The sequence below is a fragment of the Prolixibacter sp. DSM 2831 genome (assembly GCF_056493735.1).
The window spans coordinates 4,573,994-4,600,379 of the sequence record NZ_CM151379.1 but is presented as its reverse complement, the minus strand read 5'-3'; the positions used below and the strand labels follow the sequence as shown (position 1 = coordinate 4,600,379).

The following is a 26,386-nucleotide window of genomic DNA, read 5'->3' as shown; positions in this document are numbered from 1 at the left end:
ATTATTTTAGATATTGCGGAATACGTTCAGATGTTTGGAATGTGTTTTGGTTCTCCTGTTCGCGAATGACATGTACGCGTTGCTCCGTATCAATCAGGACAATATTGGGCCGATAAGTGATGAACTGCAGCCACTGGGTCATATTGTAGGCACCAACACGTGGGATAACAATTCGTTCCCCGGGTCTCAGCAGCGGAAACATAACGGCATCGCGCAGTATGTCGATATTCATGCAAAGAGGTCCGTAAATAGTCGTATTCTCGGTGTGTTGTGACGAAATGACCGCCGGTACAACCTGGTGGTCGTACCAGAAGGAGGTAAACAGGAGATTAACACCGGCATCGACTACCGTTGCCCTGCGCCCGTCAGGAAGTCGTTTGTTGGCAATCACTGTTCCCAACAGATATCCCGCGTCATCAATTAACGCTCTCCCTGTTTCCAGGAAAAGGGTTGGCATATGGTCTGGTTCAATTTCTGAATTGATCAGAGCGCTGGTGATGGCATCGGCATATTCATCGAATGTTGGGCAGGTGTCCGTACCCGGAAGATACGCTCCTTTCAGGGTGTTCTTCGATGCAAATCCGCCTCCCATATCAATGTAATGAACGTGGTGGTTGTATTTCCGGGCCAGGTTGATGGCCAGTTGAGCGAGTTTGTTGGCTGCCATTCCATAGGCAGAAGGCGCCAGGATGTATGTTCCGATGTGGGTATGAAGTCCAACCAGGTCGAGTTTCCCACTCAGCATGATTCGGTTGAGTGCGTCCCATGCTTCACCGTTTTCGTAGTTAAACCCGAACCGTTCCCAGCGAGGATAAATTCCGGTATCCATGTTCACCCGAATAGCCACTTTGGGTTTGGTCGCCGATTTCCCGGCAATTTCCAGCAGTGTGTACAGTTCGTCGAAGTGGTCGATGTGAATCAGCGAGTCATTTTCAATCGCAACCTCCAAATCTTCGCGGGTTTTGTGCGGTCCGTTGAAGATGATTTGATTTCCCGGCACACCGTTGGCCAGCGCTTTTTCGTACTCAAAGCGCGAAACTACTTCGGCCCATGAACCTTCCTGGTGAAAGATCCGGCATACGCTGTCGAGGTAGTTGGTTTTGTACGACCATGCAAATTGTACGGACGGATAACGCGTCTCGAACGCTTTCAAGGCACTACGATATGTGTCCCGAATGGTTTTTTCGGAAAGTACAAATAATGGGGAGCCGTATTTCTTCATTAATTCTTCGACAGACAAGCCCTCGATTTGCGGGATGGGGCGAATGCGACTTTGCATGCCAAATTTATCAGGGATACCGGCACTAATCCGGTTGATGATGGGTCTTTCGTAGGCTAACTTTGCCATAGCTTTATTGTTTTTCAGAAGTTATTGAATTTATAATTCGCCTTTTACTGTAATGCTCTCGAAAAGTGAGATATCACCAATCAAATCGTATGAATAGCGGATGAACATTTTACCGGTTTTGAAAGCATGAAACGGCTCAACTTTTTCATCTAACGCGAGTCGGACCATTGCTTCCGGAAGATTCTGACCGGCTGCTACCGAGAGATAGAGCCAGGCGGGTAGCCTTGGGTTGATTTCGATGATGTAGTATTCGTTGTCCCGGGTCCGGATCATCTCCAGCTCCATTCCGCCCCGCCATTTGGTTTTTCTGATGATATCGTAGGTGAGCGAAAGCATTTTCTCATCGTCGATGGTAATGCCGCCCCACGCTTTTCCCTTGTCGGTTATATAGGTTTTCCGCATCGGGACAGCTCCAATTGTATTTCCTTTGCCGTCGCCCAGCGCAATGACGTTAACTTCGGTACCTTCCACAAATTCCTGCACCATAACCGGAAGTCCCCATTTGGCACTTATTTTATGGAACAGGGTATTCACTTCGTGTTTATCCCAGGCTTTGTAGGCATCGTAAAATTTACCTTTCACGAATACCGGAAAATCCAGTTCCTCGAAAAGTAGATCAACCTGGTGTGCCCCAGTCAGCGGTAAGCTTTTCGGTACTTTGAAATCGTACTTTTTACCAAATGAGCTAAGGTTATCTTTCGAGCGCTCCATGAAGCTTTCCATTCCTGGAAGGAAGGTTTTGATACCTCTTTTCCGCAACCAACTTTCATTCTTGATAAAAGTGAAAAGTTCGGCATCGAAATTCGGAATCAGGACATCAATTGGATTCTTCCTGTGTATCTGTTCAATGCGTGCCAGCAATTGTTCCGAACCGGATGATGGGTAGGGGATCAGGTAGGTTTTGTCGGTAATACCATTCATATAGATGCCCGGCTCCAGGTTTTCGTAGGCCAGTCCAATGACTGTGGCATCAAACCGGTCCGATTCTCTGATGGCGCGGATGAATGGCACTCCAGGTCCCGGATTATCGGTATTGTTCAATCCGGTAATGGCGATTGTTATTTTTTTCTTAGACATAGAAGACGTTTCAGGGGATTGACATTGCAGAGGTTATTCTTCCAACAGATTGAATTGTCTGAGCATAGATTGAAAATCCGTCAGGTTTTGCTCAAAAATGGCTGGTTCAACTTCGTACCGCTCAATAATTTTTTTGGTGATATCCGATTGCTCTAAACCATTTTTCATCATCTCCACAATTTCCCGTCCTATGCCATTTAGGTTGAAAGAATCACCAGTTGAGCTGTCGAAAACAAATCCGTTTTCACTAACAGCGACGCTTCTTTTTATTCGCATATCATTTCGTTTAATATGAGGTTTGGAATCAGGAGTAGCAGTGATAAATCTACGTGCTATAATAAATTTACGCTGAATCAGTTGATTATACCAGCTGGTAAATAAATTTCTCCGGAACTCCTGTTTCTGTTTACATGAATACCGCGTAAAACAGGATTTACCCTAACGTGAATTATCAATTTTATTTTGAGGAAGTCCTCGGGGGAAGTATAAGACTCACTAAATGAGGACAGCTTTTCTGTAGAAAATCAAGCAAGTGCAGGTGCGCAATGAATGCGACAGTTGGTACAAATAGGATGTTTACTATCGGGGAGCAAACGTTCCCGGCAAGCATAAGTTAAAATCTGAATCTGATTGGACGTTCCGAACTTATGACGAATATTTTTGCGATGTGTTCTTACTGTCGATTCGCTAATGTTTAGCTTTTCAGCAATTTGATGGTTGTTCTCCATCATCAGCATCAACACAAGAATCTCGCGCTCGCGTTCGGTGAGTATGATTTCATCCTTGGACTGTTGCTCTTGTTTAAAAAGAGAAGTGGCCACCTTCGAGCAAAGATATTTTTCTGATGCAGAAACTTTGCGGATGGCAAAAATGAATTCTTCAGCAGAGCATGATTTTAACATATAGCCATCAATCTCGGGAAGCCACTTCTCCAGCAGACCTCGTGATACAAGGTCTGATAAAATGAGGATTTTTAAGTTGTGGTTTAACAGGCGTATCTTTTTGATGTAATCCAAATTCAAAAACGACAGAGAGTTAAACTCAAGAACAAGAATATCAGCTTCGTACACTCTGATTTTATCCAATAGCTCATCACCAATCGGAACGACACCTGCGAGCGCAAAATCTTTAATATTATTAAATACCGCACTCAGGGCATCGGCTAAAATTCGTTGATGATATCCTATGAGCAAAATCTGCGTTTTCATAAGCAAATATTCATAATCTAATTTACAGCGATTTAAACAGAAAGGCAATAGAACTCAACAATTGTTTACGTCAAATCCTCAAGTGTTTAGTCCATGCAAATGGATGTGCACAAGTAGCTACACATTTGGGCAATATAAAATGCACATTAAGGCGATTGTCTTCAACGGGTGATAATATGTAAATTTAATAAAAACAAACTAACAACCCTGTCTGCGTTTGCAGCATACCCCCCACCTAAATCCTCCGCAGACACTAATTCTTAAAAATTCTTGCTATGAAAAACCTAAAACGAATGAACCGGATGCTATTGCTGTCTCTTGCAATTGGGCTTTTGCTACCTGCATGCCAGCAATCATTCCTTGACGAACCACAAGATGAGGCTGGGTTGGTTCTGAAAAAAGGAAAAAAGAATACTGTTGATCCCAGCGATCTGTATGGCGACTTGTGGGTTATCCAGCGTGATAACAGAGGTGTACCGAAACTCTACCCATTACCATATTCCGTGGAGTTTCAAGATGAACTAAAAGAAGGATTCATCGATGTAACGATTCCTTATCTGACTGCCAGTATTACTACTCCAGAAGGTGATGTAATTGTTCCGGAAGGAGGCGGTTTCCCGGAATGGGATGATGTGCCTCTGCTGTATGATGATGAAGGTGGAGTTTATGAAGTTGTTGGCGAAAACGTTCAGGAAATTGAGATGGGACGTCTCAACCTGATTCGTTCGGGTCCCGAAGTGCTTGATCGTAGGTTGGAAGAAGTGATTAAGAACTTCGGCGACGGAACAGTATCCGAGGTAATTCGGGACTATTGTGGTCGTTTGTTCATGGTTCGAACTGATGCCGCTCTTGCTCAGGAAATTGAAGACAAGCCCATCGATTCTCCCCTTGAAAACTTAGCCATTTATAAAGAATTACTTACCAACGGATTTGATGGCAGACTGAGTTTTCTGGTGGACAACTTCAAAATGAAAGGCCGGCTGGATAACATCAGCGACTGGAGTCAGAGTGAAAAAGGAGTTGAATTCATGACACTGGAAGAAAAGCAACTGTTCGTTGCTAATGTATGTGCCGCTTGTGTTGGTGCTGGCTCTGATAAAACCGGATTTCTGACAATCGACGAAATTTGCTATTTGAACGAGTTTATGGGTATTCCCGGTGACGAGTGTTTCTATCCGGTTATAACGAAAAACGTTAAAACATTGAACAAAACGAACAAGAATCAGGAAACTGTTGTGAAGAAGTATATCGACTTGTCCGCGTTCATGTATACCCGGCAAAAATTCTGGAAAACGTTCGTCACCATTCGTACCATTGACGATTCAACAGACCCGTGGACCTACAGAGATCTGGGAACCTATACTATTCACAAAATTCTGAAGGGCAACGCATCGGAACTGGATGTTCTGTTGGGCACTTATCGGTACACCATCGACAGTCCGGTTAAGAAAAGAATGGTAGGATTTACCAATCAGGCTGATGACTATGTACAAGCACTTGAACTTGTTCATGGAAATGAAGAGTTTATGGTTTGGCAGATGCCGAGTGTCGATCGTTCTGCATCTCCGTTCTCTTATACCGCTGAGGAAGAGTCTCATGGCAATCGTCCACCCGGAAAAGGTGACGATGAGGAATTGAGTACAGATGATTCCGGGTCAGGATCGACGGGTTCAACAGGCTCAAGAGGCGGAGGTCGTCGCGGTCGCCGATAAATATATAACGACTTTAATCACTTCTGTAACGGAAGCAGACTTAGCTTGAACTGACCTAATACTAGCCCCAAAGCAGGTAGCGTTAAGCCGAAAACGCTGCCTGCTTTTTTAATATAAATTTATTATATTTATAAGTGACCAAGAATGACTCTGCTGGATTAATTAACATTTAAAACCTCTATTTATGAAAATGATGAAATTAATCGTATCAGCGTTGCTGGTATTGCTTTGGGTTAGTTGTGAGAAAAACGAGAGCTCACTATCCCCAGAAGACAATCAAACAATTCAAAGCGGACAAGTAATTCCGGGACAATATATTGTTGTCCTTAAGTCCGGAGTTGTTAACTTAAAAACTGCCTCTTTAACGTACGAAGGTCGCCAGGCTGCCGTTAAAGAAACGGCCAAAGCCTTTCTTCCGGAAAGAGATTTAAATCAAAGACCATTTCTGCAGGTTTATGGCACAGCTGTAAAAGGTTTTGCTGCTGATTTAAGTGAGAGTGAGTTAAGTCAATTGAGGAATAATCCGAATATTGAAAAGATCTACCCGGATCGAATGTTTATTCTACGCGGAAAACCACCGGTTGTCGATCCCACTCCTCCTGCTCAAATGGTACCTTATGGGATTGCCCGAGTTGGGACTGGTGACGGTACCGGGAAAACAGCTTGGGTAATTGATACCGGAATCGATTATGACCATCCGGACTTGCTGGTTGACGTAAGTAGAGCCCAGACTTTTGTTACTCGTACGACTACCGCTGATGACGACAACGGGCACGGAAGTCATTGTGCGGGAATTATTGCTGCGTTGAACAACGATATTGGTGTTGTTGGTGTAGCAGCCGGTGCGACAGTTGTTCCTGTTAAAGTGCTTGATAGGAGAGGCTCGGGAGCTTATTCCCAGATTATTGCCGGAATTGATTATGTTACCAGCAATGCTTCGCCTGGTGACGCAGCTAATTTGAGCTTGGGAGGTTCTATCTACGAACCGATTGATTTGGCTGTTGAGGCATTGGGCGCCAGTGGAGTTTATGTTGCATTGGCAGCTGGAAACGAATCTGATGATGCAGAATATCACTCACCGGCACGAGCCGAAGGGGTCAACCTGTTTACAATTTCAGCATGCGATGACCAGGATGCGTGGGCTTATTTCTCCAACTATGGTACGCACGTGGATTATTGCGAGCCGGGTGTTAGTGTATTTTCAACATACAAAGGCGGAGGTTACACCACGATGAGTGGAACCTCGATGGCGGCACCCCACATGGCCGGTATTTTGTTGATGACCAACGGTCACCCGGTTGCCGATGGAGCTGTTACCGGAGATCCGGATGGCAATCCCGATCCAATAGGAATTCAATAACCTAAAAATAGATAAAGGCCGCAATTTGCGGCCTTTATCATTAATGGAAAGACTAAAGTTATCTATAGATTACAATACGTCCAGTACAGATTGGAGATGTTGTGTCACTTCACCGGCGAACTTCTCCAGTTCCGGTGTTGCAACAGGTTTCATCGCTTCCATCGGATTTACCGTTGAGACTTCAATTTTTCCTTCCGGAGTTTCCTGCACAACCACGTTGCATGGAAGCATAATTCCAATCTTGTCGTTGCTTTCAAGTGCCTGGTGCGCTAAAGCCGGATTGCAGGCTCCCAGAATTTTGTATTTTCTGAAGTCCACATCAATCTTCTTTTTCAGCGTATCTTTCACATCAATTTCGGTAATTACACCAAAACCCTGGTCTTTCAAGGCCGATGTGACTTTGTCCAAAGCTGTTTCAAATGAGGTATCATTTAATGTTTTCGCCAGATAAAATTCCATAGTATATCTCCTTTTTGTTGTTACTAACAAGTAATTTGAAAAACTGTTTAGTTTTTCCTTATAAATGGATAGAATAAATATCAAAAATATTGAAAAATGTACATATCTGAAATAGTTGGTTGTTTTTGGGGTTTATGAATATAAAAGAAACGAGGCCATGCCCGATGCACAGCCCCGTTTGCCATGGAAATTAAAGTGAACCTTAAATAGTAATACTTAATCTGTATGCTTTTCGAAGGCATCCAGATGAGCGCCATCGGCGTTGATAAAGTTGGTGTATATGGTTGTCAAATCGGGAAGAGTTGTTCTTCCTAGTGCATTGTTGAGCGAGTCAAGTTCGAGTTGCTCAATGATAACTCCGGTTTCCATTGCCTGAAGCAGTGACTGAGCTCCGAAATCGATGGTTTCATTGTAGGAATCAGTCATATCATCATCATTATATAAACCGATACCAAGATCAACGTCTCCGTCTTTTGTCGGGTCAGTTTCACTATACTTGACAAATAGGTTCTGAAGAACTTTCCAGTGCCGGTATTCTGCTTTGGAAATATTCCCCAGGATGGGCATCGTTGAATAGGTTTGACCTAACGTAGTGTATACGTCGTAGGCCATTTTCTCCAATTTTACAAGGTATATCAAGTCATTCAGCTCGGCTTCGGACAGTGTTGTCGTGGCGGTTCCACCCGTTCCGCAGGGACCGAGTCCGCATGGACAATCGTTGGTATAAGGTCCTAAGCCACATCCCGGACAGGTTCCACCTCCACCATTTCCAGGAGCGGTTTGATCTTCCAGAATATCCGTTACAACGGGATCCAGAATTGTTAAATCTTCTTCTGAAAAGAAGTCTCCAAAATCGTCAGCTATCAGCTCCCAATTATATTCGACTCCTACTTTCAGGAGGTTCCAGTTGTACGCTTTCAGGTGATGTGGCTCGGCAGTCTCCAAACAGCTGTAAACAGCCAACGCCTCGGAAATAGCAGCGTCAGTAGCAGAAGTTGTGGCCTTGGAGACATTCAGGATTTCGAGACACTCGATGAGATACCCAACCTTGAATGTCTTGGTCACATCGTCGCCTGCAAAGTCAAGCTTACTACTATAAACTGTTGTGAAGTCATCATTTTCATCATCGAAGACACCGGGACCATAGGCAACGCCATCACCATCGCGGGTTGGGTCATCGAGATTGTCGTAGGTTGCAATCAGATCGCTGATACGTGTCCAGTGTACCAGTTCGCTCGCTGCAGTATGTTCAAAAACCGGATTGTCGGGAAACAACGTGCTTAAATCGCTGTACAGATCGTGAGCGAGTTTTTCCGTTTTGGCCAACGTAAGCAGATCCACCTCCCAAACTTCCAGATCTTCGTTCAACTGTGCGGTCATCATTGCTCCTTCCTTTGACTTCTCCGGGCCATCCGTTATTGAGCTGTCTTGTGTACAGGAAGGAATGAATAAGCCTATCAACAGCAGGTAGCTGATGAAGGACAATAGATACTTTTTCATGGAAACAGACTTTTTTAAAGGTTAATTTTTTGTTGAGGAATGAGGTTGGGTCTGAAATGTAGCGTAGATAAACAGTCAGCCGAATTGTAAAGACCATTTATCTGCAAATAGGAATACATGATTCTTCTCTCTTTTATCGGGATAAAAAAGAAATGAGAATCACTTTAAACAGTTGAGGAAGATGGATGGTGATACTTTAGTCTGGTTGGGGAAGCAGTTGTTTGCCGAAAAATCGTATGGTCTGGTTTAGACAACTAAATTACAATTTCTTATCGTAAAAAGGAATATGCTTATTGCAAAAAAAGAAAACCCCGGCCGTAGCCAGGGTCTTCAATTATCGTAAATGAATGAATTCTATTCCTGTGCAGCCAGCAGGATTTCCATGATTTTCTTACCAGCTGTGGTAACAGAAGTTCCGGGGCCAAAGATGGCCACGACACCAGCATCGTAAAGGTACTGGTAGTCCTGTGAAGGAATTACTCCACCGGCAATCACCATGATGTCTTCGCGGCCCAGTTTCTTCAGTTCCTCGATGACGGCAGGCACCAGTGTTTTATGCCCGGCAGCCAGCGAAGATACTCCCAGCACATGCACATCGTTTTCGACGGCTTGCTTGGCAGCTTCTTCCGGAGTCTGGAACAACGGTCCCATATCCACGTCGAAACCGAGGTCGGCATAACCGGTCGCTACCACTTTGGCACCGCGGTCGTGGCCGTCCTGTCCCATTTTGGCAATCATGATACGCGGTTGGCGTCCTTCTTTCTCTGCAAATTTTTCGACAAGACTGCGAGCCTCACCGAACTCTTTATCGTTTTTAGCTTCTGATGAATACACTCCTGAAATGGTTCTGATTACTGCTTTGTAACGTCCGACAACTTTTTCACAAGCATAGGAAATTTCTCCCAAAGTTGCACGCTTTTTCGCCGCATCGATGGCGAGTTCCAGCAAGTTTCCTTTTCCGGTTTCCGCACAACGGGTAATAGCTTCCAGCGAAGCTTTCACTTCATCCTCGTTTCGTGCGGCACGCAGTTTTTCCAAACGGGCAAGTTGCGATTTCCGAACAGCGGTATTGTCAATTTCCAGAATGTCAATCGGATCCTGCTTGTCGAGTTTGTAACGGTTCACACCAACGATGGTCTGAGTTCCTGAGTCGATACGTCCCTGTGCACGGGCAGCAGCCTCTTCGATGCGCATTTTCGGAACGCCGGTTTCGATGGCTTTCGCCATACCGCCAAGCTCTTCTACCTCTTCAATCAGCTTCCACGCTTTGTCGGCCAATTCTTTGGTCAACGATTCCACGTAGTAAGAACCGGCCCATGGATCGAGTGAACGGCAAATTTCGGTTTCCTGCTGAATGTAAAGCTGCGTGTTACGAGCGATACGAGCCGAGAAATCAGTCGGCAGTGCGATTGCTTCGTCGAGTGCGTTGGTGTGCAGCGACTGGGTGTGTCCCAGTGCAGCAGCCATAGCCTCGATTGCTGTACGGCCAACGTTGTTAAACGGATCCTGTTCAGTCAATGACCAACCTGAAGTTTGCGAGTGTGTGCGCAGTGCCATCGATTTCGGGTTCTTCGGACCGAATTTCTTCACGATTTTGGCCCAGAGCATACGGGCTGCACGCATCTTGGCAATTTCCATGAAGTGGTTCATTCCGATAGCCCAGAAGAACGAGAGGCGAGGAGCGAATGCATCCACGTCCAGACCCGCTTTCATCCCGGTACGGATATAATCCAAACCGTCAGCCAGCGTGTACGCCATTTCGATGTCGGCAGTTGCACCGGCTTCCTGCATGTGGTATCCCGAAATGGAGATGGAGTTGAACTTCGGCATGTTCTTCGAAGTAAACTCGAAAATGTCGGCGATGATTTTCATCGAGAACTCCGGCGGATAGATGTAAGTATTCCGTACCATGAATTCTTTCAGAATATCGTTCTGGATGGTTCCTGAAAGTTGCTCCAGTGTCGCACCCTGTTCTAGTCCGGTCACAATGTAGAAGGCCATAATCGGGAGTACGGCTCCGTTCATGGTCATCGAAACAGACATTTTGTCGAGCGGAATTTCGTCGAACAGGATTTTCATATCCAGAATCGAGTCGATGGCAACACCGGCTTTACCAACGTCACCTACTACGCGAGGATGGTCTGAGTCGTAACCACGGTGCGTTGCCAGGTCGAATGCAACCGACAAACCTTTTTGTCCGGCAGCCAGGTTGCGGCGATAGAACGCGTTTGATTCCTCTGCAGTGGAGAATCCGGCGTACTGGCGAATGGTCCAGGGGCGCATGGCGTACATGGCCGAGTAGGGACCCCGCAAAAATGGCGGCAGACCAGCGGCGTAGTTCAGGTGTTCCATGCCTTCCAGATCGGCTTTGGTGTACACCGGTTTCACGGGAATCTGCTCCGGTGTTACCCAATCTTTTGAAATGTGGTTCTTTTCGGCCCACTCTTTCTCACTTTCTGTGCAGGTGGCTTTAGAACCTTTTATATTGATGTCTTTAAAATTCGGTTTCATTGCTTGAGTATTTTTTAGTGATGAATCATCGTTGCCTTCCGGGAAACCGGAAATCATCTTTTGCTCATCCCTTAATTAATTCCCAGTTTTTTATTGTAATCCTTCAGTGCTTCCAGTAAGTTGGTTTTCACATGAACGAAATTTTCAATGCCTTTGGCCTTCAGGTCTTCGGCGCAAGCCGGTGCTCCGGCAATTACGAAAATCGCATCATCTTTAATCAACTCGTAAGCCTGAGGTCCGAATTCGATGTATTCATCATCCGATGAGCAAAGCACGATAATATCGGCGTTGGCTTCTTTAGCAGCGTTCACACCAGCTTCAACACTGGCAAAGCCGTTGTTGTCGACAACTTCGTAACCAGCAATGGCGAAGAAATTGGACGAGAACTGTGCGCGGGCTTTGCGCATCGCCAGGTTACCGATGGTGAGCATAAATGCTTTTGGACGTTTATTGGCTTTCGCGAAAACATCAGTTGCGTAACGCAGTTTTTCAAACTCGTCGGCACCACGGAACAGGCAAATTGGCTCTGCTTCGGCGCCGTCAACTTTTTGGCAAACAGGCTCGAAAAAGTTTGCGTTGAATTCAATCTTCGCTTGCTCGCTGAAGTTCGGGAATTGGTTAACCCCCAACAGGCTTTCTTTCCGAATAGCGACCGCTTTGCGGCGTTTGTCAGCCATTTCGTTGACACGTTCCTGCACGAAGCCGGCACGGAAGGCAGCCAGGAAGCCACCTTTTTCCTGAACTTCCAGGAAGAGTTTCCAGGCTTCTTCAGCAATGGAGTCGGTGAGTGACTCAATATAATAAGAACCAGCACCCGGGTCAACAATCTTATCGAGGTGTGATTCTTCTTTTAACAGAATCTGTTGGTTGCGGGCAATTCGTTCAGAAAACTCGCTGGTTTCTTCGAAAAACGAATTGAACGGAAGAACAGTCATTGAATCGGTTCCGCCCAGCGCAGCTGACATGGCTTCGGTCTGGGTCCGCAACATATTGACGTAGGCGTCATAAACGGTTTTGTTCCAGACAGATGTTTCGGAGTGAACCTTCATCTTACCGGCACAACGGCAAATACCATCTTTGCATTCTCCTTCGCAATCACAGGTTTCGTCACATTGGCATTCGGGTTTGTAAGCCGAAACAATCTGAGCCCAAAGCAGGCGACCGGCACGCAGTTTGGCCAGCTCCATGAAGTAGTTTCCGCCAATACCGAGATTGAAACGAATTTTCGGTGCTGCCACTCCTGCGTTCATTCCCAACTCAGTCAGCTGGCTCAGGTATTCAGCACCCATAGCCAGTGAGAAAGCCAGTTCCTGAACGCAGGAAGAACCTGCGTTGTTGAAGTTCTTTCCGTCGATTGCAATGACTTGCAGATTGGGCATTTCAGCCGCCGCGTCCACCGCTTTCTTCACGGTAGTGAAAGTATCAGTGTCCGATGCCGGCATTTTGCCTTTCAGCACCAGTTCGCTTAGCGCATCATAGTTGATAGAAGCATTGACCGTCTTCGGGTCATAACCTCTTTTTTTCGTATGAGCGATAAAAGCTTCAGCTAACTGTGGCACATGGCCCGAAACAACAAAGTTGATTTCAGCTGCTTCGAGACAAATATCTTTCAGTAAAACATCCAGATCGGAATCAGAGATGACCTTGCCATCAGCAATAACGAATCCGAGCGAATTCACTCCCTTATTCAGAATCGTCAATGCTTTAGCGTTGGCTGCAGCCAGGTCGGTTACCTGAATATCCTGTCGAATGAACCAGTCGTTATTTTGCTTTCTGTTTCCACGCACGTAAGGATAACTGCCGGGAAGCGCGTTGAGATATCCTTTGTCCTCCAGGTTTTCCTGGCGGTAGAACGGTTGAACGTTAAACCCTTCGTTGGTGCGCCAAACAAGGGCTCTCTCATAATCCTTCCCCTTCAGGTCGGTATTGATTTTCTCAACCCATTCTTTGGTTGATACAGGTGGAAAATCTTTAAACAGGTTTATATCTTTCTCTGCCATAACAATGTAACTGTTTAGAAAAATCGTGGCCAAAGTTAAAGGTTTTATACTAGTTGTTTCTAAAAAATCTACGCTTTTTTACTGAATTTGATAATAATCATGAGTTTGGATTTGGAAGGGGGAGAGGTTACTGAAGAGAAAATTATTTATGACAATGTAACTATCTTGATTGAGCTCCGTATCAACTAATAACTTTGCGTATTTTTTAGTTTGTTTTTGGGGTTTATTTTGATCAATTGCAAAGTTAAATGGTTTTGGTTGTCAGTTATTTAAACTGACATTTAGGGTAATATTAGTTGTTTGATTAAAAGGTGACAGAAGCCATTCTGCCACCTTTTATTTTTATGGATGGTTCAACGAAAGATTTTCAATAAAGGATATTTATATCTGAAAATAATAGCCTTTAGGGGAAGTGTGATAGAGTATAATTATAAAAATGATAATATGTGAATATTATAATATGTTATCACTGAGTTACTCTTCCATGTGAAATTTCAGTTGTTCTCTCGATAAAAACTTACCAGGAGCTGGCCCTATTTTAGTTCATCAATTTTTTCCGGCGGTTGGGCTAATACAGCTTTTTGCCCTTTCTGTACAATGGGGCGGTGTAATAGCTTCGGGTTTTCTGCCAGAATCTGGAGCCACTCTTCGGTTGAAAACTCTTTTCCTTTCAACTCTTTTTTGTAATAATCCTCCTGTTTACGAACCAGGTCTTCAGCTTTCAGGCCGGTTTGTTTCAATAGGGCGGAAAGTTCTTCAACCGAAAGATTGTCATTCAAATAGAGACGTACCTCGTGTTCGATGTTGTTTTCTTCGAGATACTTAAGACCGGCACGCGATTTGGCGCAGCGTGGATTGTGGTAAATGGTCATCATAGTTCAGCGAATTAAATTATTGTTATCACTCATGAACAGTTTGCCGGGCATTCAGTTTAAGAAAAACAAAAAAGTATCTTACAGACCGTGTATTAACGGCAAACACCAACAAATACTGAGGACGCATGGACGCGGATGTTATCATATTTGATTTTGACGGAACACTGGCCGATTCGGCGCCGGTGATGGCTGATTGTGCCAATGAGCTGGCGGAGAAATATCGTTACCCAAAGACAGATGACTGGCGGAAAAACCGGAACAAAAGTACCAAAGAACTTCTGCGCGAATCGGGAATTTCATGGTACCGGCTTCCTTTTTTCATGCGTGACATGAAGCGAATGTTCCGAAGTAAGATGACATCGGTGAAGCCGTTCGAGGGAATTAAAGAAATGCTGGATGCCTTAAGTCGTGACAAGCGGCTGCTGGTGTTAACGAGTAACAAATTCGAAGTAGTAACCGAATTCCTGAAACGAAATGGCCTTGAATATTTTGATCGGATGGAATGCAATATTCCCCTTTTCGGGAAGAGTAAAGCACTGGAACGTTTGTTGAAAAGCGAATCATTGTCGGCTGATGACGTGGTTTATGTGGGGGATGAAGTGCGCGATATCGAAGCGTGTCACCAGGTAGAGGTGCCGGTGGTTGCGGTTACGTGGGGAATGAATACCCGGCAGCGTTTGACGGAACTAAATCCCGGCTGGTTAGCTGACTCGCCCAACGAGTTGGTTGGCATTCTTCAAAACAACAAAAGCCCGAACCATTCGGGATGAATGTCTCCGGGCTTTAATTGTATGTTTGAAGTTGTCAGGCTTCTTCCGATGAAAATTCCATCAGGTAAGCTTTGATAAAGCCATCCAAATCGCCGTCCATCACACCCTGAACATTCGAGGTTTCGAAGTTGGTGCGCGTATCCTTCACCATTTTGTATGGCTGCATTACGTACGAACGAATTTGGGAACCCCATTCAATTTTTTTCTTGGTGGCTTCCAGCTTCATCTCTTCCTCACGGCGTTTCCGAATCTCAATCTCATACAATTGAGATTTCAGCAAGCGCATGGCATTTTCTTTATTCTGCAATTGCGAACGCGATTCGGTGTTATCGATAACAATTCCACTCGGACCGTGTCGCAAACGAACTCCGGTTTCCACCTTGTTTACGTTCTGACCACCGGCTCCACCCGAACGGAAAGTTTCCCAGGTAATGTCGCCTGGGTTGACTTCAATCTCAATGGTATCGTCAACCAACGGCGAAACGAATACCGATGTGAATGAAGTCTGTCTTTTTCCTTGTGCGTTGAACGGAGAAATACGGACCAACCGGTGCACGCCATTTTCACTTTTCAGGTAACCGTAAGCATAGTCACCTTCAATCTCCAGCGTTACGTTCTTTATTCCGGCATCTTCACCAGGTACCAGGATCGATTCTCGAACCTTATAACCGTGCTGTTCTGCCCAGCGGATGTACATTCGCATCAGCATTTCAGCCCAGTCGTTGGCCTCAGTTCCGCCGGCACCGGCATTAATTTTCAACACAGCACCCAGTTTATCCTCTTCACGCCGCAGCATGTTTTTCGTCTCGAGGTTTTCGACCAGCTCCAGCGAATTAGCAAACTGTTCATCTACTTCTTCTTCAGAGGCTTCTCCGGCTTCCTGAAACTCGAAGAGTACCAGCAAGTCTTCAATCGACTGGTTCACTTCCTGGAAAGCATTGGTCCATTGTTTCAATCCACGGATGACTTTCATTTGCTGTTCAGCCTCCTTCGGATTGTCCCAAAAGCCCGGGTCCTGCGTCTTTAATTCTTCTTCTTCAATTTGGATCAATTTCTGATCCACGTCAAAGATACCTCCTCAGCGCATCCCGGCGCTCAGCAAGATCTCTGATCTGCTCCTTTTGTATCATGTTGTTTGTTTTTATTTCGTCGCGCAAAGGTAGAAAAATAAACATCTTGAGAGAAGCTTCGGTTCAATGCCTCACTCTTCCCTGGCCAGCACGTCATCAACTGCATTGAAAATGAGTTCGGGTTCAAAACCTCTTCCCTGAGCATACCGAACCAACTTACCCTTCTTTTCGTAATTCGATTCAGCTTTTATTTTTCCGGCTTTCGCCTGAATTAATTCTTTCAGGAAGTGACGGTAATCGTTTTCATCGATAGCTGCTACAGCCTTGTCAATGATGGAGGAAGCCACGTCCTTTTGTCGTAAGGTGTAACGGATTTTAATTCTTCCCCATCCATTGAATCGAAATTTGTCGCGGGCAAAAAAGTTGGCAAACCGCTCATCATCCAGGAACTTTTGGTCTTGAAGCCAAGCGATGGCTTTGTTGGCATCCTCGAGAGAAAGATCCCAGTCTAGTAATTTCTTCCGGATATCGCCGCTGCACTTTTCTGACTTACTGCAGAGAGCGGCTGCTTTGTTCAACGCGTCCTTGTAATTCAGGATTGGGTTCATAAACTGATTTTTTCAGAGATTAAAGGTAATGAAAAATGACGCTGTCGAAATAAGCGATCGGCAAGGGAAATGAGCTTTTGACGCTACAATAATTCTCTCTACTTTTAGCCCTATGAATCAGGAAAAAGCATTGGATTTGGGCGGAATTGTTCTCTCCGGAGGGAAAAGTATGCGAATGGGGCAGGACAAAGGTTTTGTTCTGTTCGATGGCAAGCCGCTGGTTCAATACGCAATTGATTTGCTGGGAAAGTTTACTTCCGATATCATTATCAGTGCGAATCATGAGGAATACCGGAAGCTAGGCTACCCGGTTGTGGAAGACGAATTTACAGATTGTGGTCCGGCGGCAGGTTTGTATTCTTCTCTGAAAGCTTCGTCCCATGATTGGAACCTGATTTTGAGCTGCGATGTTCCGTTGGTCAACGAAGAGGCCTTAACTCTGTTGCTGGATCAACGGAGAGGGAAAGGTGCTGTACCGGTTCATGAGGGAAAACTGGAACCTCTCGTAGCCCTTTATCATCGCGACCTGTATCAGGTTTTTGAAAAGAGCATCATAAATGGGAATTTTCAGCTTCGAGGTATCATAAAACAGGCTGAAATACACCTCGTTTCTTTCGACGATTTAATGGCTCAAAATCCATCTCTGTTCGATAATTTCAATACTCCCGGCGATTTGAAAAGATAGCTTCTGGCAGACTATTATATTTATCCTATCTAAATAAGAATAATTTTCACAATCTCGTTATTTTCGAGTTGTTTTTCCTACCTAAAAACGGTTTGAAATCGCATTTAATCTACAGTATTATAGTTGGTTATGCTTGTGTTGGTGAAGGCTTTGTTTTTCTGGATTAAAACTACTTCATAATCAATGAGAAAACCGCCTATTTAGATTAAAACCAAATATAACTTCACTATTCTGCTGAAAAATATACATCAGTAAATCAGCTGTTTAAGTTGAATTTTGATTGAGGGTGACTTTTTCATGTGCTAGCATGTTAATAAATGTATATTTTCGTATAAAAATGTTTAAAAGTCTAAATTAATGGTTAAGAGCAGAAGGGATTTTATCAAAATCTCCGCGTTAAGTTCTGCTGGATTGTTTGTCGGTAATCAGGTAGTTAAAGCTGCCGCATCGGTTGCCGACTCCGAAAAGCAGAATAGCGATTATAAGCTGCCCTCTGATTTAAAACGTACTCCCACGTATTGCGAAGTTTGTTTCTGGAAATGCGCGGGTTGGGTTCATAAAGATGAGGACGGTCAGATAAAGAAAATTACCGGTAACGATCTGGATCCGAACAGCAACGGACGGTTTTGTCCGCGTGGTACCGGAGGAGTCGGCATGTATTACGACGAGGATCGGTTGAAGTACCCCCTTATCAGAACCGAAGAGCGGGGCAAGCAAACCTTCCGTCGTGCCTCATGGGACGAAGCCTTTCAGTACATCGCTGACAAGATGGCCAAAATTAAAGAGGAGCATGGCCCCGAAGCCACAGCCCTGTTTACCCACGGTTCAGGAGGTAAGTATTTCACCAACCTGATGAAAGGTTTTGGCTCGGCAAATGTTGCTGCACCTTCGTACGCACAATGTCGCGGGCCGCGGGAAGTGGCATTCATCGCAACTTACGGCCAGGGAATCAACTCACCCGAGAATACCGACATCCGCGATACCCGTTGCATGGTGCTGATTGGTTCCCATATCGGTGAAAATATGCACAACGGCCATGTGCAGGAAATGTCGGATGCCATCGACAAAGGCGCTACCATAATTACGGTAGATCCTCGTTTCTCAACGGCTGCCAGTAAGTCTAAATATTGGTTGCCTATTAAGCCGGCAACTGACATTGCTTTGCTTTTGGCGTGGATTCATGTAATTATAAACGAAGATCTTTACGACAAAAAATATATTGAGCAGTATGCCTATGGTTTCGACCAGCTGAAGGCGCATGTTCAGAATATGACTCCGGAATGGGCGTATGGAATTACCACCATTAAGCCTGACGTTATTTGGAAAACGGCTCGCGAAATGGCGAAAGCAGCTCCGGCTACGATCGTTCATCCCGGTAGGCATGTGACCTGGTATGGTGACGATACGCAACGCTTGCGTGCAGTTGCTATTCTGAATGCACTGCTTGGTTCCTGGGGACGTCGTGGCGGATTCTACATGCCTGACAAGAAAAGCGTTCCGCATGCTAAACTTCCTCCGTTCCCAAAACCGGAGTTTACCTGGCGTGACGCCATGGACGGCAAATATCAGCTGGCTGACCTGGCTTTAGCCAACGGAATGTGTGATGCCACCATCCCGACTTCGGCCATGAGCCGCTCGATCAAAGGTTGGATTGTCAACGGAACCAACCTGATTGAAACATTGCCTGATCGCAGAAAAACACTGAAAGCTATTCAAAATCTGGATTTGCTGGTCGTGGTTGATACTATGCCGATGGAAATTACCGGTTGGGCAGATGTCGTTCTCCCCGAATGTACCTATCTCGAGCGGTATGATTCAATCCGTGATTCGCAGCATCGTGAGCCGACCATTGCTTTGCGTATGCCGGCCGCTCAACCGAAATACGAAAGTCGCAGTGCCTGGTGGATGGCTAAGAATCTCAGCCGCTACATGGGATTGGAACAGTATTTCCCCTTTGATACCATCGAGGAAGAACTGGACCATGAATTGAAACAGATGGGCACTTCTCTTGCCGAAATGCAACAAGTTGGCGTGAAAAAATGGAAGCGTGCTTACGACGATATCTATTTCAAGGATGGAGAAGCAGTAGAATTCTTTACCAATACCGGAAAAATCGAACTGTATTCAACTTCATTGGCTGAAGGAGGTTTCGATCCGATGCCGACTTACACAGCACATCCCGAGCCGCCTCAGGGCTATTACCGCCTGATTTACGGCCGGGCTCCGATGCACACCTTCACGCGTACAGCGAATAATCCGAACCTAACTGACCTGATGTCGGAAAATGCCGTATGGGTAAATCCGAAAGTGGCCGGCGAATGGGGCTTGAAGAATGGTCAGGAAGTGTATCTGCAAAATCAGGACAGCGTAGTTTCCAGTTTTCCTGTGAAAGTCAGGGTGACTGAACGCATTCGCTGGGATTCGGTTTACATCGTTCACGGTTTTGGACATGCCAATAGGAAATTGTCCAGAGCTTTTGGTCGTGGTGCCAGCGATGCCGAATTGATTACCAACGTAATGGTTGACCCGATTATGGGGGGAACCGGAATGCGTGGAAACTTTGTAACCTTTAGATTTACGAAAGGAGAGGAGGCCTGATTATGAGATATGCAATGGCTGTTGACAGCAAAAAATGCGTGGGATGTAGCGACTGCGTAGTAGCTTGTCAGACTGAAAATAATGTACCCATCGGTTATGCCCGTGATTGGGTCCGTGAAATCAACCATGGTATTTATCCGGAGTTGCATACCGAATTGCGTTCGGAGCGTTGTAACCACTGCGATAATGCGCCATGTGTACGAAGTTGTCCGACCGGGGCAAGTCATTATGCCGAAGGTGGTATTGTGAAGGTAGCCGAAGAGAAATGTATCGGGTGTAGTGCCTGCATCATTTCGTGTCCTTACGATGCCCGGTATATTCACCCGAAAGGGTATGTCGATAAGTGTACTTTCTGCGATCACCGGGTAAAAGATGGTGAAGATCCGGCTTGTGTCGCGGTCTGTCCTACCAAGTGTCTATATTTCGGTGACCTCGATGATCCAAATTCCGAGATGTCGACACTTCTTCGTGTACGAAAGTATAAGACACTGATTCCGGAAGCGGGAACCGATCCGCAGCTTTACATCTTAGTCTAAACCTAAAAAATCATATAACAATGAACGAAGATCTCATTGTCAGTGGACGGATGAATCCGCTAATCGACCCACATCTTGGTGTTTGGGAATGGCAAATTCCCAGTTACCTTTTTCTGGGTGGTTTGGCTGCCGGCATTCTGTTTTTCGCCGGACTGTTCACTGTATGGAATAAAGAGGAGCAATATCCGACTGCTGTCAGAAAAGCACCTATTCTGGTGCCCTTCATTTTGGCATTAGGTCTGCTGTTTCTCTTCCTCGACCTGAAACACAAACTCTATTTCTGGAGGTTGTATACGACCATCAAGTTGGAATCACCCATGAGTTGGGGAGCCTGGACGTTGATGGCTATTACTCCGCTGTCGATCATTTGGGCGGCACTGAATATCCGGGAATTCTTCCCCAACTGGGATTGGAAATTCGACTGGGCAAAGCAGTTGGAAAACTGGTTCAGGAAATACAAAAAGGAAATGGCCTGGGCCATGATGACGCTTGCCTTGATATTAGGGGTGTATACCGGGATTTTGTTCTCGGCCTTTAACGCCCGCCCGTTGTGGAACACCTCTATTCTGGGGCCATTGTTCCTTATTTCCGGGTTATCAACAGGAGCAGCTTCAATCGTTCTGCTTTCGAAAGTGAAAACAGAAAGGCACATGTTCGCCAAAATTGATTTGGGACTGATTGCGATTGAGCTGTTTTTGATCATTCATATGTTCATGGGCTTCAATGCTGGTACACAAACCAAAATCAATGCCGCCGATCTCTTTATGGGAGGTGATTTCACCGCTTCATTCTGGGTGCTGGTGGTCGGAATGGGACTTGTTGTGCCTGCGGTGCTGGAAGCACTGGAAATGCGCGATAAGAAAGTTCCCTACCGGGCAGCTCCGGTGCTGGTATTGGTTGGTGGCCTCATTCTGCGTTTTATTTTGGCGCATGCCGGACAGATGAGCCATTGGGTAATGAATTAACTAATCAGAGAATATCTTAAACCAAAAAATGATGAATCTGGATAAAAGTAAAAAGTATTGGAATCCATACTTCGGAGGCGTGATGCTTGGTTTGGTTCTGCTGGCTGCTATCTATACAGCCGGGCGTGGACTTGGAGCCAGCGGCGCGGTAAAAAGTGTGCTCGTAACCGGAATGGAAGCGGTTGCTCCGTCACATGTCGAAAACACTCCGTTCTATAAGGAATATTTTGCGTCTCACTCGGGCAATCCGATGAAATCGTGGCTGGTATTTGAAATGCTGGGCCTCGTAGTCGGAGGTTTTGTTTCCGGAGCGATGGCGGGACGACTGAAGTTCAAAGTAGAGCATAGTCCCAAAATCACCAGTCGTAAGCGTATCATCTTTGCCGTATTGGGCGGAATATTCTTTGGTCTGGGCTCGCAGCTCGGTCGTGGATGTACGAGTGGCGCTGCATTGAGCGGTATGGCGGTATTAAGTCTCGGTGGCTTTATTACCATGATATTTATTTTCGGAACAGCCTTCGCGCTGGCCTATTTTGTACGTAAACTCTGGATTTAAAAGACGAAACTATGGGACCATTAACGGTATATGAAATTATATCAGCCAATACCAACCTGGTGTTAGCATTTGTCATCGGCATAGGTTTTGGCTTTGTACTCGAAAACAGTGGTTTTTCTTCATCACGGAAACTGGCCGGCATGTTTTACGGCTACGACACCACTGTGTTGAAAGTATTCTTCACGGCTGCCATCACGGCGATGGTTGGCACACTCATTTTCGCTCTTCTCGGCTGGCTCGATTTGAGCGTAATCTACATCAATCCTACTTACTTGTGGTCGGCCATTTTGGGTGGGGCAGTAATGGGAGCCGGATTCATTTTGGGCGGGTTTTGCCCGGGAACGGCTTTCTGTGCCTTATCGATTGGTAAGCTGGATGCATTGGCCTTCATTGGCGGACTCTTCATTGGTGTATTCCTTTTCACGGAAGCTTATCCGGTTTTCGAAGGAATCTACAAGGCCGAGTTTATGGGAGCGCCGTTTGTATACGATGCACTTGGCATGTCACGTGGAGTATTTGCCGCTATCCTGATCATCGCTGCATTTGGAATGTTCTGGCTGGGAGAATGGTCGGAGCGGAAATTCCCGCGCGATGAATACTAGTCTGAGGATTTGAGTGAAAAACTGAAAAACAGATGAAAATGAACATGAGATTAAAACTGGCGATGGTGTTCATTCCGTTAGGATTGTTCATTGCTGCCATTCCCGAATCGAAAACCAAGGCTGTAAAATCGAGCCCTGATAAAATACTGAGTGAGGTGCGAACCAATTCTCATCTCATCACAACTGATGCGGTAGCTGACATGCTGATTCAAAAAGACCCAAGCATGGTACTGATTGATGTACGCAGTGCGGATGAATTTGAAGCCTATCACATTCCTGGTGCCATCAATATCCCGATTGACAATATTCTGGCCGATGAGTGGTCTGGCTATTTCGATCAATCGGCCAAAATGAATGTGCTGTATTCCAACGGTAACAGCAAAGCTACCGAAGCATGGATGCTGCTACGTCAGAGAGGGTATAAGAGCAATTATGTGATGCAGGGTGGAATGAACTACTGGGCCGAAACCATTATGAATCCCGAGAAGCCGGCATCAACCAGTCCGGATGACGAAATCGCGAAGTACGATTTTCGGAAGGCAGCCGGTGGTGTTTTGGGTGGTGGTGCTATTGCTCCGGCCGAGACACAGGCAGCTGCACCCGCTCCGGCAGCAGTCCCCAAGCGTCCGAAGAAAAAGCGGGCTGCCGGTGGATGTTAATTGAACAGTGAGCACGTCCGAGTGACGTAAAACATATAATTGGTTTGATTTTAGACTCCGAGCCTGTTCTCCTAAAGCGAAAGCCATGGAGAACAGGACGCGGGTCAATCCGGAAACGGTTTGGCCTCCCGACGGAATCAGAGATTCCCGACTTGGAAAGGAGATAGCGCATAGCCCTTTGAAAGGTGCTCTGCGATATTTGCCTGATTTCCATGTGGGAGGTCAGGCCAATTTTTTTACAGAAGGTTCCAACGATGAAGGAGTTGACTACAATGAATAATGCTTTGCTAATTGCCGGTTGTGGAAGGAATGTCGGTAAAACCTCAGCCGGTTGTGCTTTGGTTAAAGAGCTTTCGCTGAAGACTCCCGTTTATGTTGTCAAAATTTCATCGCATTTTCATGTGCTGACAGATTCTCTGAACGTACTGACTTCTGAGGACAAACTAATGATTGCGGAAGAAACCGATGCCTTATCAGTAAAAGACAGTTCGCGTTACCTGGACGCTGGTGCAGCGAAGGTGTATTATGTGCAGGCTCGGGAGGAGAGTCTTCCGGTTCTGGTGAAATGGTTAACTGAAAAATTTAATGCAGCTCAGCCGGTCATCATTGAATCAGGCGGTCTGGGAAGATATATTCGTCCAGGAGCTGCAGCGTTGGTTTGTGGTGGGAGTAAAGAGAAAACAACAAACTGGTCTTTCGAATATACACGAATAGAGGCAAACGAACCTTCCAACGTCCGTTTACCGTTTAACTGGAATAACAACAGATGGGAGAAAAGATGATCTCAATTGAAGAAGCACTGCAAATCGTGCGGGATAATGCGGAAGTGCTGGGTATCGAAAGTGTGGAGATACCGGAAGCAACAGGACGTGTTCTGGCGGAAGATGTTTTTTCGGATGTGAATATACCGCCATTCAATAAATCGGCGATGGATGGGTATGCCTGTCGTAAGGAAGACCTTCCGGGACCATTGAAAGTGTTGGGTGAAATCCCTGCTGGTAGTTTTCAGACTTTTACTATCGGTCAGGGAGAGTGCGTCAAAATCATGACCGGTGCGCCGGTTCCCGAAAGTGCAGACGTGGTGATTATGAAGGAGTTTGTGGAGATTTTGGACAATGACCACATTCGTTACACCAAAGACGGCAGTGCCAGTAATATTTGCCTTCTGGGCGAAGATGTCCAAAAAGGTGACAGGGTATTGAGCGCCGGCACATTGATTCGTCCGGAACATATCGCTGTTTTGGCTGGCGTCGGGAAAACAACGGTCGAGGTGTATTGCAGGCCGAAGGTAGCCGTGATGACAACTGGAAGCGAACTGGTAGAACCAACAGAAAAGCCATCTGCCGGGCAAATCCGAAATAGTAACGGACCGCAAATGGTCGCTCAGCTTCGTTCGATGAATTTTCCGGTTCAATATTCCGGAATTGTTGAGGATACGCCTGAAGCAACCCAATTGACCATCCAAGATGCTTTGCAGGAAAACGACGTAATTCTTCTTTCCGGAGGAGTCTCGGTTGGCGATTACGATTTTGTTCCGCAAGTATTAAAAGAACTTGGTTTTACCATTTTAACTACCGTGATGGCTGCCAAACCAGGCAAGCATACGCTTTTCGCCCGAAAGGGAAAGCAATATGTACTAGGATTGCCCGGAAATCCGGTCTCTTCCTATGTTCAGTTGGAAGTTGTAGGAAAAGAGTTGCTCTACCGTTTGATGGGAACTTCTTTTACACCTTTCCGAATCAAAGCTCGGTTGGCTGTTGATTTCAAGAGAAAGAAGAATAATCGCTACGAATTTTTGCCCGTGATTATTTCCCCTTTCGGGGAAGTGGAACTGCTTCCGTATCACGGTTCAGCACACATACATGCGCTTACCGGTGCCAATGCGTTGATGGAAATCCCGGTAGGAATAAGCGAAATAAGTAAAGGAGAAAGTGTTTATGTTCGACCGTTATAACCGTGAAATAACGTACCTGCGGATTTCGGTTACCGACCGGTGCAATCTGCGATGCCGCTATTGCATGCCCGAGGAGGGTGTGGAGTCAATGCGACATGAGGATGTGCTCTCATTCGAGGAAATTGCTGAATTCGTTAGAAGAGGAGCAGCACAGGGAATTACGAAAGTGCGTCTGACAGGTGGTGAGCCGTTGGTTCGCAAGGGAATTGTTGGCCTGGTGCATATGCTGGCACAGATTGACGGCATTGAAGAGGTGGCGATGACCACCAACGGTATCTTGCTTGACAAATTTGCTCCGAAGTTGAAAGAAGCCGGATTAAGCCGGGTGAACATCAGTCTTGATACGACCGATCCGGAAAAATACAGTTATATAACACGAGGCGGAGATGTCTATGCAGTTTTTCGAGGCATTGATGCGGCTCTGAAATATGGATTGACACCGGTGAAAATCAACTGTGTAATTCGTAATTCCGAAGATGAAGAGGATGCACAATTGGTCACCGAATTTGCCAAAAATAAAGGACTGAAAGTACAATACATCCATCAGATGGATTTGGAAACCGGAAGTTTTTCGAAGGTAAAAAACGGAGAAGGCGGAAACTGTCGTTCGTGTAACCGCATCCGGCTGATGGCCAACGGCTGCGTGAAACCTTGCCTGTTCAATCCGAAAGGATTTAATGTTCGGCAATATGGGTTTGACGAAGCTTTGCAGCTGGCAGTGGAAAACAAACCCAAATCCGGCAGCAAAAACCAGACAGGTGCATTTTACAAAATTGGAGGTTAGGTAGGGCTTGAGTATAGGATGAGTATGGGATAAGTATAGGATAGATGGAGGAAGAGTCAAATAACAGCTTAACTTAATCAGAGACAAAAAGGACATGATAAACAGAAAATTGTCACATACCGATGAGCAGGGACGTGCCCGAATGGTCGATGTTTCTAGAAAGCCGATTCAGAAAAGAAGAGCAGTCGCTTCGGGTAAAATTTTGCTACAGCCCGAAACGGTCCGGTTGGTAAAAGAGAACCAGATGAAGAAAGGTGACGTGATTACAGTTGCTGAAATTGCCGGCATCCAGGCGGCCAAACGAACGCATGAGCTCATTCCGCTTTGTCATCCATTGCAGCTTAGCAAAGTGAAAGTGACTTGTACACTCACCGAAGGAGGCGTGGAAGCCGTCGGCGAAGTGATTTGTAGTGGACAAACAGGTGTGGAGATGGAAGCGTTGACGGCCGTTCAGGTTGCGTTACTCACGGTTTATGATATGTGTAAAGCAGTTGACAAAAAAATGGTCATGCAGGATATCCGGTTGAACGAAAAGACAAAAGAGTAAAG

Annotated in this window: 25 protein-coding genes and 1 riboswitch; of the genes, 14 read left to right on the top strand and 11 right to left on the bottom strand. The window is 45.7% G+C overall.

From position 1 onward, the window contains the following. Nucleotide 1: 1 nt before the first annotated feature. The 4 genes from AC060N_RS19070 to AC060N_RS19055 form a co-directional block, all read right to left on the bottom strand. Entirely contained in the window at nt 2-1,348 is a 1,347-nt protein-coding gene (locus tag AC060N_RS19070) for an alanine racemase (RefSeq protein WP_479525105.1), read from the bottom strand. A gap of 30 nt (nt 1,349-1,378) precedes the next feature. Continuing rightward, nucleotides 1,379-2,425 (bottom strand): ATP-grasp domain-containing protein, encoded by a 1,047-nt coding sequence (locus tag AC060N_RS19065; RefSeq protein WP_479525104.1) that lies wholly within the window; start codon nt 2,423-2,425, stop codon nt 1,379-1,381. A 33-nt stretch (nt 2,426-2,458) separates the two neighbouring features. Further along, a complete protein-coding gene (locus AC060N_RS19060; protein ID WP_479525103.1) occupies nt 2,459-2,701 on the bottom strand; it encodes a PqqD family protein in 243 nt (80 codons plus the stop codon). Nucleotides 2,702-2,949: 248 nt separating this feature from the next. Next, complete coding sequence (locus AC060N_RS19055) at nt 2,950-3,633, bottom strand: response regulator transcription factor (protein ID WP_479525102.1); 684 nt, start codon at nt 3,631-3,633, stop codon at nt 2,950-2,952. Nucleotides 3,634-3,908: 275 nt separating this feature from the next. Between AC060N_RS19055 and AC060N_RS19050 the strand changes: the two genes are divergently transcribed. Beyond that, nucleotides 3,909-5,345, top strand: coding sequence for a hypothetical protein (locus AC060N_RS19050; protein ID WP_479525101.1), 1,437 nt, complete (start codon nt 3,909-3,911; stop codon nt 5,343-5,345). Nucleotides 5,346-5,529: 184 nt separating this feature from the next. Then, nucleotides 5,530-6,705 carry a S8 family serine peptidase gene (locus AC060N_RS19045; protein WP_479525100.1) on the top strand — a complete coding sequence of 392 codons (1,176 nt, stop codon included), beginning with the start codon at nt 5,530-5,532 and terminating at the stop codon, nt 6,703-6,705. 69 nt (nt 6,706-6,774) lie between these two features. Here the strand turns inward: AC060N_RS19045 and AC060N_RS19040 are convergent, their stop codons facing one another. The 5 genes from AC060N_RS19040 to arsC form a co-directional block, all read right to left on the bottom strand. Continuing rightward, nucleotides 6,775-7,164: a DUF302 domain-containing protein gene (locus AC060N_RS19040; protein WP_463236270.1), complete on the bottom strand. Its 390-nt coding sequence runs from the start codon at nt 7,162-7,164 to the stop codon at nt 6,775-6,777. 216 nt (nt 7,165-7,380) lie between these two features. Further along, nucleotides 7,381-8,664, bottom strand: a complete 1,284-nt coding sequence (locus AC060N_RS19035; RefSeq protein WP_479525099.1) for a DUF2202 domain-containing protein — start codon at nt 8,662-8,664, stop codon at nt 7,381-7,383. Nucleotides 8,665-9,018: 354 nt separating this feature from the next. Further along, complete coding sequence (gene scpA, locus AC060N_RS19030; protein ID WP_479525098.1) at nt 9,019-11,175, bottom strand: methylmalonyl-CoA mutase; 2,157 nt, start codon at nt 11,173-11,175, stop codon at nt 9,019-9,021. A gap of 71 nt (nt 11,176-11,246) precedes the next feature. Then, entirely contained in the window at nt 11,247-13,175 is a 1,929-nt protein-coding gene (locus AC060N_RS19025; RefSeq protein WP_479525097.1) for a methylmalonyl-CoA mutase family protein, read from the bottom strand. Nucleotides 13,176-13,708: 533 nt separating this feature from the next. Continuing rightward, the gene (gene arsC, locus AC060N_RS19020; RefSeq protein ID WP_479525096.1) at nt 13,709-14,050 is read right to left on the bottom strand and encodes an arsenate reductase (glutaredoxin); all 342 of its coding nucleotides are present in this window, start codon (nt 14,048-14,050) and stop codon (nt 13,709-13,711) included. A gap of 125 nt (nt 14,051-14,175) precedes the next feature. On the opposite strand from arsC, the gene AC060N_RS19015 reads away from it, so the two are divergent. After that, entirely contained in the window at nt 14,176-14,820 is a 645-nt protein-coding gene (locus AC060N_RS19015) for an HAD-IA family hydrolase (RefSeq protein WP_479525095.1), read from the top strand. A gap of 34 nt (nt 14,821-14,854) precedes the next feature. Here the strand turns inward: AC060N_RS19015 and prfB are convergent. Continuing rightward, a protein-coding gene (prfB, locus tag AC060N_RS19010; protein WP_479525094.1) for a peptide chain release factor 2 occupies nt 14,855-15,950 on the bottom strand; the annotation gives its coding sequence in 2 pieces (ribosomal slippage) (nt 14,855-15,886 and nt 15,888-15,950; 1,095 coding nt in all). A 71-nt stretch (nt 15,951-16,021) separates the two neighbouring features. Beyond that, nucleotides 16,022-16,498, bottom strand: coding sequence for a regulatory protein RecX (locus AC060N_RS19005; RefSeq protein ID WP_479525093.1), 477 nt, complete (start codon nt 16,496-16,498; stop codon nt 16,022-16,024). 112 nt (nt 16,499-16,610) lie between these two features. Between AC060N_RS19005 and mobA the strand changes: the two genes are divergently transcribed. From mobA to moaC, 11 genes are all read left to right on the top strand, one after another. Beyond that, entirely contained in the window at nt 16,611-17,183 is a 573-nt protein-coding gene (gene mobA / locus AC060N_RS19000) for a molybdenum cofactor guanylyltransferase (RefSeq protein WP_479525092.1), read from the top strand. A gap of 357 nt (nt 17,184-17,540) precedes the next feature. After that, nucleotides 17,541-19,781, top strand: a complete 2,241-nt coding sequence (locus AC060N_RS18995; protein ID WP_479525091.1) for a molybdopterin-containing oxidoreductase family protein — start codon at nt 17,541-17,543, stop codon at nt 19,779-19,781. 2 nt (nt 19,782-19,783) lie between these two features. After that, nucleotides 19,784-20,317 (top strand): 4Fe-4S dicluster domain-containing protein, encoded by a 534-nt coding sequence (locus AC060N_RS18990; protein ID WP_051538500.1) that lies wholly within the window; start codon nt 19,784-19,786, stop codon nt 20,315-20,317. 20 nt (nt 20,318-20,337) lie between these two features. Further along, the gene (nrfD, locus tag AC060N_RS18985) at nt 20,338-21,282 is read left to right on the top strand and encodes an NrfD/PsrC family molybdoenzyme membrane anchor subunit (RefSeq protein WP_479525090.1); all 945 of its coding nucleotides are present in this window, start codon (nt 20,338-20,340) and stop codon (nt 21,280-21,282) included. A gap of 28 nt (nt 21,283-21,310) precedes the next feature. Beyond that, nucleotides 21,311-21,838 (top strand): YeeE/YedE thiosulfate transporter family protein, encoded by a 528-nt coding sequence (locus AC060N_RS18980; RefSeq protein ID WP_246187183.1) that lies wholly within the window; start codon nt 21,311-21,313, stop codon nt 21,836-21,838. Nucleotides 21,839-21,849: 11 nt separating this feature from the next. Beyond that, complete coding sequence (locus AC060N_RS18975; RefSeq protein ID WP_106540639.1) at nt 21,850-22,440, top strand: YeeE/YedE thiosulfate transporter family protein; 591 nt, start codon at nt 21,850-21,852, stop codon at nt 22,438-22,440. 38 nt (nt 22,441-22,478) lie between these two features. Then, entirely contained in the window at nt 22,479-23,099 is a 621-nt protein-coding gene (locus tag AC060N_RS18970) for a rhodanese-like domain-containing protein (RefSeq protein WP_479525089.1), read from the top strand. A gap of 43 nt (nt 23,100-23,142) precedes the next feature. Beyond that, nucleotides 23,143-23,278, top strand: a riboswitch (molybdenum cofactor riboswitch). 75 nt (nt 23,279-23,353) lie between these two features. Then, nucleotides 23,354-23,881, top strand: a complete 528-nt coding sequence (locus AC060N_RS18965) for a P-loop NTPase family protein (protein WP_479525088.1) — start codon at nt 23,354-23,356, stop codon at nt 23,879-23,881. Next, on the top strand, nt 23,878-25,053 hold the full coding sequence (locus AC060N_RS18960) for a molybdopterin molybdotransferase MoeA (protein WP_479525087.1): 1,176 nt from the start codon (nt 23,878-23,880) through the stop codon (nt 25,051-25,053). Before AC060N_RS18965 ends, AC060N_RS18960 begins: the two co-directional genes overlap by 4 nt. Continuing rightward, nucleotides 25,037-25,837, top strand: coding sequence for a GTP 3',8-cyclase MoaA (locus AC060N_RS18955; RefSeq protein ID WP_479525086.1), 801 nt, complete (start codon nt 25,037-25,039; stop codon nt 25,835-25,837). The genes AC060N_RS18960 and AC060N_RS18955 overlap by 17 nt, the downstream gene beginning before the upstream one ends. A 94-nt stretch (nt 25,838-25,931) precedes the next feature. Further along, a complete protein-coding gene (gene moaC / locus AC060N_RS18950; RefSeq protein ID WP_479525085.1) occupies nt 25,932-26,384 on the top strand; it encodes a cyclic pyranopterin monophosphate synthase MoaC in 453 nt (150 codons plus the stop codon). The last annotated feature ends 2 nt before the right edge of the window (nt 26,385-26,386 follow it).

Excerpts from the sequence above, each read along its gene's own strand:
- scpA (WP_479525098.1), bottom strand. The coding sequence starts at position 11,175 with ATGAAACCGAATTTTAAAGACATCAATATAAAAGGTTCTAAAGCCACC.
- AC060N_RS19065 (WP_479525104.1), bottom strand. The coding sequence starts at position 2,425 with ATGTCTAAGAAAAAAATAACAATCGCCATTACCGGATTGAACAATACC.
- AC060N_RS18955 (WP_479525086.1), top strand. The coding sequence starts at position 25,037 with ATGTTCGACCGTTATAACCGTGAAATAACGTACCTGCGGATTTCGGTT.
- AC060N_RS19055 (WP_479525102.1), bottom strand. The coding sequence starts at position 3,633 with ATGAAAACGCAGATTTTGCTCATAGGATATCATCAACGAATTTTAGCC.
- AC060N_RS19025 (WP_479525097.1), bottom strand. The coding sequence starts at position 13,175 with ATGGCAGAGAAAGATATAAACCTGTTTAAAGATTTTCCACCTGTATCA.
- AC060N_RS18975 (WP_106540639.1), top strand. The coding sequence starts at position 21,850 with ATGGGACCATTAACGGTATATGAAATTATATCAGCCAATACCAACCTG.
- moaC (WP_479525085.1), top strand. The coding sequence starts at position 25,932 with ATGATAAACAGAAAATTGTCACATACCGATGAGCAGGGACGTGCCCGA.
- AC060N_RS18980 (WP_246187183.1), top strand. The coding sequence starts at position 21,311 with ATGATGAATCTGGATAAAAGTAAAAAGTATTGGAATCCATACTTCGGA.
- AC060N_RS19070 (WP_479525105.1), bottom strand. The coding sequence starts at position 1,348 with ATGGCAAAGTTAGCCTACGAAAGACCCATCATCAACCGGATTAGTGCC.
- AC060N_RS18970 (WP_479525089.1), top strand. The coding sequence starts at position 22,479 with ATGAACATGAGATTAAAACTGGCGATGGTGTTCATTCCGTTAGGATTG.
- AC060N_RS19050 (WP_479525101.1), top strand. The coding sequence starts at position 3,909 with ATGAAAAACCTAAAACGAATGAACCGGATGCTATTGCTGTCTCTTGCA.
- AC060N_RS18960 (WP_479525087.1), top strand. The coding sequence starts at position 23,878 with ATGATCTCAATTGAAGAAGCACTGCAAATCGTGCGGGATAATGCGGAA.
- AC060N_RS19005 (WP_479525093.1), bottom strand. The coding sequence starts at position 16,498 with ATGAACCCAATCCTGAATTACAAGGACGCGTTGAACAAAGCAGCCGCT.
- AC060N_RS19060 (WP_479525103.1), bottom strand. The coding sequence starts at position 2,701 with ATGCGAATAAAAAGAAGCGTCGCTGTTAGTGAAAACGGATTTGTTTTC.
- AC060N_RS19015 (WP_479525095.1), top strand. The coding sequence starts at position 14,176 with ATGGACGCGGATGTTATCATATTTGATTTTGACGGAACACTGGCCGAT.
- arsC (WP_479525096.1), bottom strand. The coding sequence starts at position 14,050 with ATGATGACCATTTACCACAATCCACGCTGCGCCAAATCGCGTGCCGGT.
- AC060N_RS18995 (WP_479525091.1), top strand. The coding sequence starts at position 17,541 with ATGGTTAAGAGCAGAAGGGATTTTATCAAAATCTCCGCGTTAAGTTCT.
- AC060N_RS19045 (WP_479525100.1), top strand. The coding sequence starts at position 5,530 with ATGAAAATGATGAAATTAATCGTATCAGCGTTGCTGGTATTGCTTTGG.
- AC060N_RS19040 (WP_463236270.1), bottom strand. The coding sequence starts at position 7,164 with ATGGAATTTTATCTGGCGAAAACATTAAATGATACCTCATTTGAAACA.
- mobA (WP_479525092.1), top strand. The coding sequence starts at position 16,611 with ATGAATCAGGAAAAAGCATTGGATTTGGGCGGAATTGTTCTCTCCGGA.
- AC060N_RS18965 (WP_479525088.1), top strand. The coding sequence starts at position 23,354 with ATGAAGGAGTTGACTACAATGAATAATGCTTTGCTAATTGCCGGTTGT.
- nrfD (WP_479525090.1), top strand. The coding sequence starts at position 20,338 with ATGAACGAAGATCTCATTGTCAGTGGACGGATGAATCCGCTAATCGAC.
- AC060N_RS19035 (WP_479525099.1), bottom strand. The coding sequence starts at position 8,664 with ATGAAAAAGTATCTATTGTCCTTCATCAGCTACCTGCTGTTGATAGGC.
- AC060N_RS18990 (WP_051538500.1), top strand. The coding sequence starts at position 19,784 with ATGAGATATGCAATGGCTGTTGACAGCAAAAAATGCGTGGGATGTAGC.